Below are 15,914 nucleotides of genomic sequence, written 5' to 3'. Positions count from 1 at the left end.
AATGTTCTCAATTATTGAACGTAGTTTTAAGTTCTCAGACAATGGTTTTGGTTTTAAAATCCCAAAAATTTGTCTAATCAAAAAAACCTGCCCCAGAAAGCCCCTGCCTCCTGCCTCCTGCCCCCTGCCCCCTGCCCTTTCAAGGGCAGGCTTTTAGGCTTTCGATAAATAGTTGAGAATGTTCTCAATTATTGAACGTAGTTTTAAGTTCTCAGACAATGGTTTTGGTTTTAAAATCCCAAAAATTTGTCTAATCAAAAAAACCTGCCCTCTGCCCCCTGCCCTTTCAAGGGCAGGCTTTTAGGCTTTCGATAAATAGTTGAGAATGTTCTCAATTATTGAACGTAGTTTTAAGTTCTCAGACAATGGTTTTGGTTTTAAAATCCCAAAAATTTGTCTAATCAAAAAAACCTGCCCCAGAAAGTGCCCCCTGCCCCCTGCCCCCTGCCCCCTGCCCTCTGCCCCCTGCCCTCTGCCCCCTGCCCCCTGCCCCCTGCCCCCTGCCCCCTGCCTCCAATTAAAACAATCGTGTTGTCAGCTACAGTAATATTCCAGAAAAATGGGCAACAATCAATATTGATAACTAACTAGAAATGCAGCCCTACCTGTAAAAGATGCTGCCGTTTCATGAAACCCAGAATTATTGTTTGTGGCTTAGGACGTACCGGATATAAAACCTTTCGTCTGCTAAGACATCAGGGAGCCTTCGTTGTTGGCATTCATCATCAATCTATCCCTGGCGAAACCGCAGGAGATGTGATTGTTGGAGATTTACAAGCAGCTTCTACCCTGACAGCAGCAGGAATTCAACAGGCACATACTTTAGTCATCGCTGGATCTAAAGATGCTCTGAATTTGTCTATTATGATGCAAGCGCGGGTGCTGAATCCCCAGATTCGGATTATTAACCGTTTTTATAATACAAATTTGGGTGAGCGCCTAGATCAAAGTTTGCCAGACCATTTGAGTATGAGTGTTGTCGGATTAGCAGCACCCGTATTCACCTTTGCAGCGCTGGGAAACCGAGCGATCGGACAAATTAAATTATTTCAGCAAACTTGGCCAATTCACGAAGAATACATCGATCAAAACCACTTCTGGAAAGGTCGAAAGCTGAGTGAATTGTGGTCAGACCGATCGCGGATGCTAATTTATTACTTACCAGTCAAAGGTGAGATGGATTTAGTATCAGCTGTCATAGCTGGCCAAGAGATTCAAGTAGGCGATCGCATAATTATTGGTACACAACCCCGCATCCGTTCTCCCCGGAGATCGTTGATTAGAAAACTGCTGAAAGTTATGACTAATCTGAGGCAGTTTCAGGAACATGGGCGATCGGTAGTGGTGGGTGCTATTGCACTATTGACGGTTATTGCGATCGCTACATTTACCTATATGTCGGCTGAGTTGAGTTTGTCTCCTGTGGATGCTCTATATTTTTCTGTCGGCATGATTACGGGAGCGGGTGGCAATGACAAAGTAGTAGAAAATGCTCCTAACAGTATTAAGTTATTTACTGTTATTATGATGCTGGTTGGAGCAGTGGTGATTGGTATTTGGTATGCCATGCTCACCGATTTTGTCTTAGGAAGCCGCTTTAAGCAATTTTGGGATGCAGCCCGAATTCCCCAGCGATCGCACTACATTGTCTGTGGCTTGAGTGGTATTGGGGTGAGAATTGTTCAGCAACTCCACGCCAGCGGACATGAAGTTGTCGTTGTTGAACCCGACTCCAACAGTAAATATATCAACACCGCCCGCGAACTCGGTATCCCTGTGATTCAGGGTGATGCCAGCTTCCGCACAATACTCAAAGCTAGCAATATAAACTCTGCCGCCGCAGTGATTACTGTTACTAGCAATGATGCTACCAATTTGGAAATTGCCCTCAAAGCCAAAGGTTTGGCACCCAGTATTCCGGTGATTGTTCATTATGGCGATCCTGATTTTGCTGGCATAGCCCAACAGCTATTTGGCTTCGATGCAGTGCTGAGTCCGGCTGAATTAGCAGCACCAGCTTTTGCCGCCGCTGCACTAGGGGGACGTATCCTGGGCAATGGCATCACAGCCGATAGTCTTTGGGTAGCTTTTGCCACTGTAATTACAGCTTCACACGTCTTTTGCGGTCAGTGGGTGAAAGACGTAGCAATGTCTGCTGACTGTGTACCTTTGTACGTAGAAACAAATCACCAAACTCTTCACGGCTGGGATTTATTAGAAACAAACCTCAGTGATGGCGATGTTTTATATATGACTATGCCAGCTACACGGTTGTATCAATTGTGGCGGGGCGAGCAAGTTTGTGAAGCACACGCTTAAGACAATTCCCAGAGTCATTGCACCCTCATGCGTGACTTTGATGTAAACTTAAGCCAAAAGCCTTTTCAAACCTAGTTTCTAGCCAATTATTAAAATCCAAAAAGGATCTGTTGTGAAAGCTGCAATTAGACTAGCTAACGAAAGTGATGCTTTAAAAATGCTGGCAATTTATGCGCCTGTTGTGTGGGAAACTTCAATTTCCTTTGAGATAGAGCCTCCCAGCAAAACAGAATTTGAAAAACGCATCAATAACTATCAACAGCAGATGCCTTGGCTAGTGTGTGAAATTAACGGTGAGATTCTAGGTTATGCCTATGCTACTCCCTATCGGACTCGTGCTGCTTACCAATGGTCTGTAGAATCATCCGTGTATGTAAATGTTGAATATCGCAGAAAAGGAGTTGCTAAAGCTTTATACACTTCTCTTTTTGGCTTGCTGCAACTCCAAGGATTTTATAACGTTTTTGCTGCGATCGCTTTACCCAACCCAGCAAGTGTAGCTATGCATGAAGCTGTCGGTTTTTTGCCTCTAGGTGTTTTTTACAGAGTTGGATATAAATTTAGTAAGTGGCACGATGTTGGCTGGTGGCAACTATCTCTGCAACAAGAGCCACCGTTATCAGTAAATCAGCCTCTTTCTTTGCCAGAAGCTCAAAAATCATCTCTGTGGAATCAAACTTTAAAAAATGGACTCTTGCTACTTCGCGTTTAACTTGGTGTTGCCCTTAGCTATTTAACATTTATACATAATTTTCCGTAAAGGTCGGGAAGGGGGTTAGGGGGTTAGGTTAATCGTTTGCTTTTTCACCACCACTCCCCACTCCCATTTATTTGTTAACTACTCGTTGTTGGTATTCCTGCTCAGTAATCATATCAAGAGTGTTCTCTAGGCGATCTACAAATACAATACCGTCGAGATGATCGTACTCGTGTTGAAAAATCCGAGCGATAAAATCGGTTAATTCTTGTTTTTGTAAATTGCCTTCAGAGTCAGTGTATTCTACTTCAATAGATTTATAGCGAGGAACTAACCCCCGAATTCCTGGAACACTTAAACAACCTTCCCAATCTTTGACAACTTCAGTTGAATGAGCAATGATTTTGGGATTAATCATGGCAGTAGGTTCCATTTCCGGCGCGTTGGGATACCTGGCATTGGGACGGGAAGCCACAATAAATAAACGATAGGATTGTGCTACTTGAGGCGCAGCAATTCCCACGCCGTTAGCCTTGGCAACAGTGGCGATTAAATCTTCAATTAATTTTTGAATCTGCTCATCTTGAATATTTTCAACCCAAGCAGCTTTTTGGCGCAATGTTGGATTGCCTAATTGAATTATTGGCGCTAATTCAGTCATGATAAAACTCCTTTAGGTAATGGGGCATGGGGCATGGGGCATGGGGCATGGGGCATGGAGAGAGTGAAGTATGTCAGTTATTTTTCAAATAACCAATGACAAATGACCAATGACAAATGACCAATGACCAATGACAAATGACAAATGACAAACATCATCCTTCACGTCTGACTGGCAAAGGAGCAGGTTGAACTGCTACTTGGACAATTTGCCCATTGCGTTCCACTTCTATGGGTAATTTAGTACCGATTTTGCTCTTTTCTACTAGCTTTTGTACTTCTTCAATTTTAGTAACAGGCTGGCTGTTAATGCTTTTAATCACATCACCTACTCGTAGACCAGCTACAGATGCAGGCGATCGCGGCACAATCTCAACCAGCAAAACGCCTTCATCTGCTGTAAGATTTAAGCGATCGCCTGCAACATTTTTGATTCTTTCTTTATTTTCTGGTGTCAATGTCACCATCTGCACACCCAAATAAGGATGATCCACCCTGCCTTTAGCGATTAATTCTTGGGCAATCCTTTGCACGGTGTTAATGGGTATAGCAAATCCCAAGCCTTGAGCACCTCGAATAATCGCTGTATTCATTGCAATCACTTGACCACGAGCATTGAGCAATGGGCCACCGGAATTACCAGGGTTAATTGCAGCATCTGTTTGGATGTAATCAACCCGCTTGTCACTTGCACCGATATCGCTACTAGAACGCCCTGTAGCACTAATAATTCCAGATGTGACGGTATTATTCAAGCCTAAGGGATTACCAATGGCAATTACAGCTTCTCCTGGTTGTAAGGCATCGGAGTTACCCACAGCTAGAGTTGGCAGATTGTTGGCATTAATTTTGATCGTTGCCACATCCGTTACTGGGTCTTCACCCAAAACTTTCCCATCAAAAGTCCGGCCATCTTTTAGTATAACAGTCACTCTATCAGCACCATCTACCACATGGGCGTTGGTAACAATTTGACCGGAAGAATTAATAATAAATCCAGAGCCGCTACCGCGCTCTACACGTTGTCTAGGCTGTGGCGCTCCCTCTCCAAAAAACCGCCGGAAAAATGGATCGTTGTTAAATTCGTCTGGTACGCGAGAAGTGATTGTTCGGGAAGAATCAATCCGAACTACCGCAGGCCCCACCTGTTGCACTACTTTCACAACAAAATTAGGATCTCCAGACGAAGAGAAAATCTGTGGGGGGACAATTACCGGATTCGGTACTGTTGTGTTTTGGGCTTGAGTATCGCTTTGCTGATTATCAACAGTCTTAGCAGGTAAAAGAGAGCAGCTCCCCAGGAACACCACTACTACCCCGTATGAGAGCATCCACAACCTCTGGGGTAAACCCCTGGTTTCAATCTTTTTGGGTTCTGAGTGATGGTTTGTTATCTTCATGTGTCGTTGCTTCTCCGTGTCAATGAGAGTGCTGAGTTAAAAGTGCAAAGTGCTGAGTTAAAACCGCTCATTAGGGACGATGCATATACTGGGTACAAAAGCTCTGAGAAATTTTATTTTACTCACCACTTAGCACTCAGCACTCGGTTTGGTCAGTGGGTGCTAGGATCTTGCCTACTGGGTAGATCCCAAAATGGTTACAACTTAAAAGCTTATTTTAGGTCTAGCGTGTCTCAATGCTAAATTAGTGCTTTCTCTTCTATTGTGACGATTAGCAGCAAAGGTGGTGGATAATGGAAATTCCCATAGAAAGTCTGTGGATTCAGGTACTAGAGCGCTTAAAGCTTGAACTATCCCGACCTACCTTTGAAACTTGGATCAAAACTGCTAGTGCAGAGCGATTAGAAAATAATTGTTTGATTATCCGCACTCCTAACCCATTTGCTCGTAATTGGTTACAGAAGTATTACATCAATACTATTGCTCATGTAGTCCAAGATATTCTCGGTCATCCCGTGGGAATTTACATTACCGTTGATCAAGGCGATCAAGTTTCTCATTTTAGTGAACGAGAGGTTGCTTGGGAATCACCAAATTCCAGCAGTATTTCTGAAGCTGTTCCTAATCATAATCATCAAACTACTGACTTAAACTCTAAATATGTCTTTTCGCGGTTTGTAGTTGGTGCTAACAATCGTATGGCTCATGCTGCTTCTTTGGCAGTTGCAGAATCTCCAGGTAAAGAATTTAATCCTTTATTTTTATGCGGTGGTGTCGGCTTGGGTAAAACTCATCTGATGCAAGCTATTGGTCATTATCGCTATGCAATTTTTCCTAATTGTAAAATATTTTATGTTTCTACTGAGCAATTTACTAATGATTTAATTACAGCTATCCGTAAGGATAGTATGCAAAGTTTCCGAGAGCATTACCGAGCGGCTGATGTTTTATTAGTTGATGATATTCAGTTTCTTGAAGGAAAGGAATATACCCAAGAGGAATTTTTCTATACTTTTAATACTTTACATGAAGCTGGTAAACAAGTTGTCATTGCTTCCGACCGTCCGCCTAACCAAATTCCTAGCTTGCAAGAACGTCTTTGTTCTCGGTTTTCTATGGGTTTAATTGCAGATATCCAAAAGCCCGATTTAGAAACGAGAATGGCAATTTTACAGAAAAAAGCTGAGGATGAAAATATTAGTCTTCCCCGCGATGTGATAGAGTACATTGCTTCTAACTATACTTCTAATATTCGAGAATTAGAAGGAGCTTTAATTCGGGCGGTGGCTTATATTTCTATTTGGGGCTTACCGATGACGGTGGACAATATCACGCCAGTTTTAGAACCGCCTAACGAAAAAATGGCAGCTACCCCAGAAGCAATTTTAAAGGTGGTGGCAGATAATTTTGATGTTTCAATAGATGACCTCAAAGGTAACTCGCGACGAAGAGAGATAAGCTGGGCGCGTCAATTAGGAATGTATCTGATGCGCCAACACACGACCTTGAGTTTGCCGAGAATAGGCGAGGAGTTTGGTGGTAAAGACCATACAACGGTAATCTATAGTTGCGATAAAATTACTCAACTTCAGCAGAGCGATCGCACCTTAGTACAAACTCTACGTGAATTGAGCGATCGCATCAATATGACTAGCCGTTCTCAAAAACCATCCTGAAGATTTATTTTAAGTTTTCCACAAGCAGGAGTCTGAATTATGAGCTTTGACGGGTCAAGAATATTAAGTAACGTCTAAAAATTGATTAAATTTAACTTATATTGTGCAAAAAACTGGGGAAAACTTGATATTTTACAGTGAAAATTTAATTGAGTATAATTACCTTGTGGAAAAACTCAAGTACTTTTCCACAAGTTTTCCACAAGGTAAACTTGCCTAACTATAATTGCAATAGAAATTGTGGAGTTTTCTAGTAATCTGTTAAGTTTGCTGAGTTTGTAGTCAGCGCTTTAGCGCTCAAATCAAGGACTAAAGTCCTTACTACAAACTTATTCACTCATCAAATAGATTTTAGCTAGCTGACGATCGCACTTTCATGGAAATACTTAAGGGTTTCTTATACATGGAAGAATATGTGTTGCAGATGTTTAAATTGTTACAGTTTGCAGTAAAGAAGCAATACTGATGGCGGATTATACTTACATGCTAATCAAACAAATAGCGATCGCCTATAAACATAAGGATGTTACGATATCTTTCACAAGCTGTATCTGACTTATGAAATTAGTTTGCTCCCAAAGCGATCTCAGTACAAACCTCTCACTCGTTAGTCGTGCAGTCCCCTCACGACCAACTCATCCAGTACTTGCCAATGTGCTGTTACAAGCGGATGCTGAAACTAACCAAGTAAGCTTAACAGCCTTCGATCTTAGCTTGGGAATCCGCACCAGCTTTAATGCAGAGGTATGGGAAAGTGGGGCGATCGCACTTCCTGCTAAGTTACTTGTAGACATCACCTCTCGTCTTCCAGAAGGCGAAATCACTTTAGACGATGAATCAGCCTTGACAGGTGCAACATCTGGTGGAGAAGGTTTAATTGTCACACTCACACCCAAAAGCGGACATTACCAAGTCCGAGCAATGGGGCCTGAAGAATTTCCCGAACTACCTGTAATTGAAAATACAGAAGTAATCCATCTCACCACCACTGCATTAATTGAGGGATTACGGGGTTCATTGTTTGCTACTAGTGCTGATGAAACCAAGCAAGTACTCACGGGTGTGCATTTAACAGTTAAACAAGACACCCTAGAATTTGCAGCTACCGACGGACATCGCCTCGCAGTAGTAGAAACTAGCAACGAGCGTCCTCTAGAGGGAACTAGTCAACTAGAGGTGACAGTACCAGCGAGAGCATTACGCGAACTCCAACGGATGCTAGCTCATAGCGCTTCATCAGATGAACCTGTAGCTTTATATTTCGATCGAGGTCAAGTTGTATTTGGATGGCAAAATCAACGTTTGACTAGTCGTACATTAGAAGGGCAATATCCTGCATATCGACAATTAATTCCGCGCCAATTTGAGCGACAAGTGACAATTGAACGGCGACAATTTGTCAGCACTTTGGAGCGGATTGCTGTATTAGCCGATCAGAAAAATAATATTGTTAAACTCAGTATTGATAGCGAAGCTCAAGAAATTACCTTATCTTGTGAAGCTCAAGATGTAGGCAGTGGTAGAGAATCAATGCCTGCACAAATTTCTGGTGAAAATATCGAGATTGCCTTTAACATTAAATATTTGATGGAAGGCTTGAAAGAGTTACCATCTTCTGAAATTCAAATGCATTTGAATCAAAGCCTAACTCCAGTGATTTTTACACCATTGAGTGGTTTGAAAATGACCTATTTAGCTATGCCTGTGCAACTTAGAAGTTAGAGGTGATATCATGTCCGCATAATTAGTTATGATTCCCACGTCATTGCACCCCACCCCTTAATCCCCTCCCCGCAAGCAGGGCTGATTCATTCCCTAAAAGGCACTGATTTACAAGCGTTCCAAGCAAAAAAATCAGGTGACTTAAAAATCTGATTGGGCAGAAAAATGACGATTGCACTTAAATTTACTGGTTGAGGTGGTAGTTTTTGTTTTTCCCACTCAAGCAAATTTCTGACTCATACTCTTGACAAAATCCCTGAAATTTCGGATGAAACAGCCCTGCTCTTTGCTTGCGGCAGGGCTGATTCATTCCACAAGAGTGAGAAGTTTGTCAATAATATAAAATATGGTGTTTAACCCTGTGTTTTCCTTTACCTATGCCGATTTTGACAGCAGAAATCCTCTGTTTAGAAGCTGAAATATTTTCATTAGCCGAGTCTCAGCATCCAGAACCTCTGCTGTATGGTGTTACTGATGGAAAAGCTGTCGGAACTTACCTGGAACAGAAATTTCGACTTTACTTAAAAGCTAAGTACGATTTCATACAAGGTAACTCTGCGAGTGGTATTGATTTTCCGGGGTTGCTTATAGATATGAAGGTAACAAGTGTTAGACAACCACAATCATCATGCCCATTCAAATCTGCACGCCAAAAAATTTTTGGGCTTGGCTATTCGTTGCTTATCTTTGTCTACGATAAGGCAGATAATAGTATAAACCGCACGGCTACTCTGAATATTTTGCATACGATTTACGTAAGTGCTGAAAGAACCGCAGATTTCCAGATGACACGTGGAATTTCTAGTATTTTAGAGAACGAAGGTAATAAAGATGACCTAATTGCTTTTATGCTCGACCGCAATTTGCCAGTTGACGAACTTGAAGCAAGTAACATCGCGAATGAAATATTGAGAAATCCACCTTTACAGGGATTTTTAACGATTTCCAATGCTTTACAATGGCGACTTCAGTATGGGAGAGTGATAGAACGTGCTGGTCAAGAAAAAGGTATAATTACCGTTTATAGAGCTAATCCCTGATGCGTACTGTTCAAAAACTTAAAGTAGAATACGGCGATTTTCAAACGCCGATAGAATTAGCCGATCGGGTATGTAAAAAGTTAGTAGAGCTTGGTGTTAAGCCACATATTATAATTGAGCCTACTTGTGGAATAGGAAATTTTGTTGAAGCTGCTTCATCTTGTTTTGACTCAGCAAAAAAAATTTTAGGAATTGAATTAAACCTTGATTACTTTAGACAGATTCTAGAAGAAGAAAAGTTTTTACATGACCAAAGGATTGAAATTAAATGTGAGGATTTTTTTCAAGTAGATTGGTTATCACTAATAGGTGAATCAAATGAAGAAATATTAGTGCTTGGTAATTTACCTTGGGTAACAAACTCACAACAGGGTAGTATTGGGGGCGTAAATTTGCCTAAAAAGAGCAATTTTCAAAATCATACTGGTTTAGATGCAATTACGGGAAAAAGTAATTTTGATATATCAGAATGGATGCTCATACAGTTTGTACAATACTTACAGAAACATAACAGTTATCTAGCGGTGCTTTGTAAAACTTCGGTTTCTAGAAAAATTTTAAATTATATCTATTCGGAAAAGCTAAATCTTGCTTACTGTGCAGTTTATAAGATAGATTCTAAGAAATATTTTGATGCTGCTGTTGAAGCTTGCTTATTTTTCTGTAAATTTGATTCCAACTCACAAAAATATTATTGTGATGTATTTGATAGTCTTGAAAGCTCAGTTTGCTCTCGTATAGGCTATTTAAATAATATTCTGGTTAGGGATTTGATTACATTTAAAAAAGTAGAAAGCTTATACAATAAGCAATCAAAAACAAAATGGCGTTCTGGTATTAAGCATGATTGCGCTAGCGTCATGGAATTTCGCAAAAATAATGACTATTTTATAAACGGGCTAGGAGAATCTTATGAACTCGAAGAAACTTATATTTTCCCTTTAGTTAAAGGTTCTTCTGTTGCCCAAAATAAAACAAAAGTGACCGATCGATATATTTTAGTTCCTCAAAGTTTTGTTGGCGAGTCTACTGAATTTATAAAAGATTTAGCACCTAAAACATGGGCATATTTAGAAAAGTATGAAAGTCTTTTAAATAATAGGAAAAGTAAGATTTATCAAAATAGCCCCAGATTTTCTATTTTTGGTGTTGGCTCATATACTTTTGCACCTTGGAAAATAGCAATCTGTGGACTTTATAAAAAATTAAGTTTTAGATTAATTGGTAAAATAAATGACAAGCCTCCTATTTTTGATGATACTGTTTACTTTCTCAGCTTTGTTGATGAGAAAAGTGCATACGAATCATATAAGCTTTTAACTTCTTCATTAGCAAAAGATTTTTATTTATCTCTAATATTTTGGGATGAAAAACGTCCAATTAAGTCTACTATTTTAAATAGCTTAAACTTGGCAGCTTTAGCAAGGTTAGTATGATAATGTGTTGTTTAACAATACAATTATTGCTTGTCATCAAAATCCAATTACTGTAGTATGAAATATCATTTAACCTTGATTTAGAACCCCAAGTTCTTCAAAAATTTGGAGATCGGTAATACGCTTTAGTTAAAGGTAAAAGTTTTTGCCAATGACAAATGACAAATGACCAATGACTAATGACGAATTTGTTTAATCGGAATTTCAATCCAAAATTCTGTACCTAACCCCGGCTGAGAATCACATTTCAACACACCACCATGTTTATCTACAATAATCTGGTAACTAATCGATAACCCCAAGCCAGTGCCTTTTCCCACTGGCTTAGTTGTGAAAAATGGATCGCAAATTCTTGCCTTCATAGCTTCGGGTATTCCTGGGCCATTGTCTGCAATGCGAATTACTACACTCTTGATTTTGCCTTCAAGTTCTCCAAAATGAGTACGGATAGTAATTTGACTACTATGAGATTTTGATTGAGATTGCGTGTAATCTTCTAAAGCATCGATCGCATTGCTTAAAACATTCATGAATACTTGATTTAGCGGCCCGGCATAGCACTCTACTAAGGGAAGGTTGCTGTATTCTTTGACTAATTTAATCGCCGGACTTTCTGGTTTTGCTTTCAAGCGATGTTGCAAAATTAGCAAGGTGCTATCAATGCCCTCATGAATATCAACTGGTTTTTTTTCTGCTTCGTCAAGACGAGAGAAATTCCGTAAACCCAAGACAATCTGCCGGATGCGATCGACCCCAATTTTCATGGAAGATAGAGTTTTGGGCAAATCCTCGATGATAAATTCTAAGTCGATCTCGAAGGCGCGATCGCTAATTTCAGGACTAGGGTTGGAAGTATTTTGCAAATAAAGGTCTAGAATACTGAGTAAATCTTGGGTGTAATCGTTGACATGATTGATGTTGCCATAAATGAAGTTCACGGGGTTATTAATTTCGTGAGCCACACCAGCTACCAATTGACCTAATGAGGACATTTTCTCAGTTTGGATCAGTTGGGTTTGAGTTTGCTGTAAATCATGCAAAGCTTCAGCCAGCTTTTGCGTCTGCTCTTTGGTTTGATTATGTAATTGGGCTTGTTGGAGTGCAACCCCAAGCTGATTGGCAATTTGAGTAATAAATTTAATTTCTGAAGCTTCCCAATGGCGGGGTGCAGAATTCTGGTAAGCTGCTAACAAGCCCCATAGCTGTTGCCCGATAAATATAGGTGCGATCGCATAAGCTCTTGCTTGAATTTGTTCTAGAACTGCAACGTGGCATTGAGAGTGGCCAACTTCATAGATATCATCAACTGCAAAAGTTTCATTGTGACGATATCGCCCACCTTGGGTTTCCTGCAAATAGCTATCTTGCCAAACTGTCTTGGTATCTGAACTTACTAACTTTAACCAGTTATCGCCTACAAACTCAGCAATATATTCACCACTCCAATCAGCCTGGAAGCGGTAGACTGCAACTCGATCCGCTTGTAGTGATTTACAAATTTCTTGGGTAGTTGCCTGAAAAATCGCATCTAGATCGAGAGATTCTCTAACTTTCGCCACAACTTCAAACAATACCCGTTGTTGTTCTGCTGCTTGTTGCAAATCTAATGTCTGTTGTCGTGTCTGAGATAGTAAATCAGCTTGCTGGAGTGCTACGCCCATTTGGGCAGCAATCTGACTGAGGAAGTTAACTTCAGAAGTTTTCCATTGCCGAGGGCCAGTGTGTTGATAAGTTGCCAACAAACCCCAAAGTTTTTGTCCAACAAAAATCGGCGCAAGCACAAAAGCGTAAATTTGAAACTGCTCTAGATTGTCGATATGACACTGAGTAAACCCCATCTTGTAGATGTCATCGACTGCAAATGTTTCATTGTGGCGGTAACGTCCTCCTTCTGTATCTTGTAAGTAGGTATCATTCCAAATAGTATTAATACCTAGTTCGGACTCATTCGACCAGTATGGACTAGCAGCCTCGAAATCTCCGACAAATTCACCACCCCAATTAGCATCGAAACGATAAACAGAAACGCGATCGGCTTTGATTAATTGACAAACTTCTTTAGTTGTGGTCTGAAAAATCGTATTTGTGTCCAAAGATTCTCGAATCTCGGCAATAACTTTAAACACAGCCTGTTCTTGTTCAGCTGTCCGTTGTAACTCAACAGTGCGTCTTCTAACCTGTTTTTCTAAATTTTCATTAAAAACTTGTACTTGTTGGTGTAGTTCATACTGCTGAACTGCGGAAGCAAAATGTTTACTGAGGTTTCTAGCCAGTTCAATCTCGTCAATTGTCCATTTTTGAGCTTGTGCTGTTTTAGATTCGCGCCAAACCTCAAAGGATCGCCGGGGATACTGTTGCCTTTGATCGCACTCATGCTGTCCCGCCCATAAAGTTTCTGTATCTACTTCATTGCGGAAAATACTTAAGTAGCCCAACAACTGCTGACGATACTGGAGTGGGATCATCAATATGCTGCGAATTTTAGTTGGTTGAAAAGCAACTTGCAAACTTCGCAACCCAGGAGTGTTATATATATCTGAAATCGCCCAAACATCGTAGTTAGTAAACTTGTAGTGTTCCTGCCAGAGACTATATTGCTCGATTAGTGGATATATAGTTTGTTCTGGCATTACAGGTTGTTCTCCACAGATATAAAGCTTGATACAGCTATTTCCTGGTATTAAGCATTCTGTTAAGCTGGTGACGTTGCCATTGTGGAAATCAAGAGCTTCATTTCTAATACAAAGCCTGCCACCAACACCATTAAAGGCAGCAACAGCAGCTTCTAGGGCTGGCTGTAAGACAATCGTCGGCAGTGAATGTAATAGGGTAGCAATGCGGTTAACGATCGCTTCTCGTTCGGCTGTTTTGCGAACTTGAGTGTGAAGGGTACTTTGAGCGATCGCCATTGACAGCTGCTCGACTACTATTTGTATTGCTTCTAGCTCATATTTTGAAATCGAACGCGCTTCAGAATTATGAGAAACCAGCAGCCCCCAAAGTCGATCTTGATAGAGAATAGGCGCTACTACAGAGGATTTTACCCCCATTGCCGTCAAATATTCAATATGGCAGGGGTCTACAGGGCGGTAACGGATCTCCTCTGAGATATCTCCATTATCCAAGTCACGCAGGTGAATTTGACCAATCTCTTTAGTCTCAACATTCACAACAGAACGCACGCGTGATTTGATAAATAGTTCGCGGGCATAAGATGGGATGTCATCGCAAGGAAAATTTAGCCCTAGTAGCGACGGCAAACAATTTTTATTAATTGATTCAGCAATCACTTGACCACTACCATCGGGATGAAATTTGTAAATCATCACTCGATCGGTTTTTAATAGCGATCGCACTTCTGTCGTTGTCACTGTGATAATTTCTTCTAACTCTAAGCTTCGTCGGATACGGTTTGTAATGCGGCGTAGTAAACTTTCTTCATCGCGACATAAGGGCAAATCTTGTTCGGGATTGGAGGTCATTGTTATAGCAAAATAAATTAATAATTTGAAAACTGGCATAATTAAATCTAAAGACATTGTGAAATTTATTTCATCATTTTGTCTTCAGTAAAACTACGGTCAAATCATTAATAAAAATATTTTTTTGGCTTTGATTAAAATTCACCAAAAAATCATAAAAACAGACGCTAAAAAGATTGCGTCTGTACTAGCTACAAGAGAAATTTCTTGCATTTTAGTTTTAACTTTTTGTTGACAAAGTAACGTTCAACAAAATTCAACTCTTGTGTTCTAAGCAAAGCGGATTTTTAGATAGTCATTTTCCATCTTTGCTCCCCCTGGTTGTAGTGCTGCTAAGGCTTGTGGCAAAACTAAGTTACGACGATGGTTGCCAATAGTAATGTTTAATTCGTCTCCAGTTTTACTGAGTTGAACTTGGTCTTTAGGAATACCAGGTAAGTAAAGTTCTAAGCTGTATTGATTTTCCTCTTGCACTACTCTAAGAGTTGTTTCTTTGTAATAAACCTGAGTTGGATCTTCATCTTTATAAAGAGTTTCTTTCAGGCGTTCTAATGAAGCTAATCCACACATTTCCTCAGAAAATAGGGGAACTTCTTTTACAGGTAGAGGGTGAAAATCATCGTGAATTTCTCGGCGATATTGCTCCTGACTTTCCTTCCAACGTTGGAAAAATGGATCTTGGACTTCGCTCGGTATAATGCGATTAGCCACGACTAAATCTGTTGCAACGTTATATAAACTCAGATAAGCATGGGCACGGAGAGACTCTTTAATCACCATTTTTTCGGGATTTGTTACTAGACGCACTGAGGTTTGAGTGTTATCTGTTAATACTTTTTCCAGAGCTTCAATTTGTTCGTAAAACTCATAAGGTGCATCCATTACTTCTTTATCAGGTAGCGAAAAACCAGCAATTGGTTTAAAAAAAGGTTCAACCAGAGGTCGAAGTGCTACCGAGATGTTTTGAAATGGTTTGTAAAAACGGCGCATATACCAGCCACCGACTTCAGGTAAACTCAGCAAACGCAGTGCTGTGCCGGTGGGGGCTGAGTCGATAATTAAGACATCAAACTCACCTTCATCGTAATGGCGCTTCATCCTTACCAAGCCAAAAATCTCATCCATGCCTGGTAAAATTGCCAATTCCTCCGCCTGTACGCCATCTAAACCCCTTGCCTGTAAAACTTGGGTAATATAACGTTTCACAGCACCCCAGTTTCCCTCCAGTTCTTGCAGCGCATCCAGTTCCGCACCCCAGAGATTTGGGCGAATTTTTTGGGGTGCGTGTCCCAATTCCATATCAAAACTGTCTGCAAGAGAGTGGGCGGGATCTGTACTTAAAACCAACGTCTGATAACCTAGTTCCGCACAACGGAGTCCAGTTGCAGCCGCGACAGAAGTTTTGCCCACGCCGCCTTTACCAGTCATTAAAATTACACGCATAGATGCTTTTATCCTGCCTGAGAATTTTTTACATTTATT

Annotated in this window: 10 protein-coding genes; 6 read left to right on the top strand and 4 right to left on the bottom strand. The window is 40.6% G+C overall.

The window, feature by feature from the left end:
• Positions 1-627: 627 nt before the first annotated feature.
• Both NSTC731_RS13825 and NSTC731_RS13820 read left to right on the top strand, forming a co-directional pair.
• Entirely contained in the window at positions 628-2,319 is a 1,692-nt protein-coding gene (locus tag NSTC731_RS13825) for an NAD-binding protein (protein ID WP_445631305.1), read from the top strand.
• Between the two features lie 112 nt (positions 2,320-2,431).
• Positions 2,432-3,031, top strand: coding sequence for an arsinothricin resistance N-acetyltransferase ArsN1 family B (locus NSTC731_RS13820; protein WP_445631304.1), 600 nt, complete (start codon positions 2,432-2,434; stop codon positions 3,029-3,031).
• Between the two features lie 115 nt (positions 3,032-3,146).
• On the opposite strand, the gene def is transcribed toward NSTC731_RS13820, so the two are convergent.
• Complete coding sequence (gene def / locus NSTC731_RS13815; protein WP_322704675.1) at positions 3,147-3,677, bottom strand: peptide deformylase; 531 nt, start codon at positions 3,675-3,677, stop codon at positions 3,147-3,149.
• 154 nt (positions 3,678-3,831) lie between these two features.
• Positions 3,832-5,076, bottom strand: coding sequence for an HhoA/HhoB/HtrA family serine endopeptidase (locus NSTC731_RS13810; protein WP_445631303.1), 1,245 nt, complete (start codon positions 5,074-5,076; stop codon positions 3,832-3,834).
• Between the two features lie 293 nt (positions 5,077-5,369).
• Here NSTC731_RS13810 and dnaA point away from each other — a divergent pair, with 293 nt between their 5' ends.
• From dnaA to NSTC731_RS13790, 4 genes are all read left to right on the top strand, one after another.
• Entirely contained in the window at positions 5,370-6,752 is a 1,383-nt protein-coding gene (gene dnaA, locus NSTC731_RS13805) for a chromosomal replication initiator protein DnaA (protein ID WP_445631302.1), read from the top strand.
• A gap of 558 nt (positions 6,753-7,310) precedes the next feature.
• Positions 7,311-8,474 carry a DNA polymerase III subunit beta gene (gene dnaN / locus NSTC731_RS13800; protein ID WP_445631301.1) on the top strand — a complete coding sequence of 388 codons (1,164 nt, stop codon included), beginning with the start codon at positions 7,311-7,313 and terminating at the stop codon, positions 8,472-8,474.
• A gap of 377 nt (positions 8,475-8,851) precedes the next feature.
• Entirely contained in the window at positions 8,852-9,514 is a 663-nt protein-coding gene (locus NSTC731_RS13795; RefSeq protein WP_445631300.1) for a restriction endonuclease, read from the top strand.
• On the top strand, positions 9,511-10,950 hold the full coding sequence (locus NSTC731_RS13790) for an SAM-dependent methyltransferase (protein ID WP_445632087.1): 1,440 nt from the start codon (positions 9,511-9,513) through the stop codon (positions 10,948-10,950). Before NSTC731_RS13795 ends, NSTC731_RS13790 begins: the two co-directional genes overlap by 4 nt.
• A 176-nt stretch (positions 10,951-11,126) precedes the next feature.
• Here NSTC731_RS13790 and NSTC731_RS13785 read toward each other — a convergent pair whose 3' ends face one another.
• Entirely contained in the window at positions 11,127-14,432 is a 3,306-nt protein-coding gene (locus NSTC731_RS13785; RefSeq protein ID WP_445632086.1) for a GAF domain-containing protein, read from the bottom strand.
• A 270-nt stretch (positions 14,433-14,702) separates the two neighbouring features.
• Entirely contained in the window at positions 14,703-15,875 is a 1,173-nt protein-coding gene (locus NSTC731_RS13780) for a TRC40/GET3/ArsA family transport-energizing ATPase (RefSeq protein WP_445631299.1), read from the bottom strand.
• Between the last annotated feature and the right edge of the window lie 39 nt (positions 15,876-15,914).

It is taken from the genome of Nostoc sp. DSM 114167, assembly GCF_052692655.1.
Note: the sequence above shows the minus strand (reverse complement) of the source record. Positions and strands in the feature narration are given on the sequence as shown.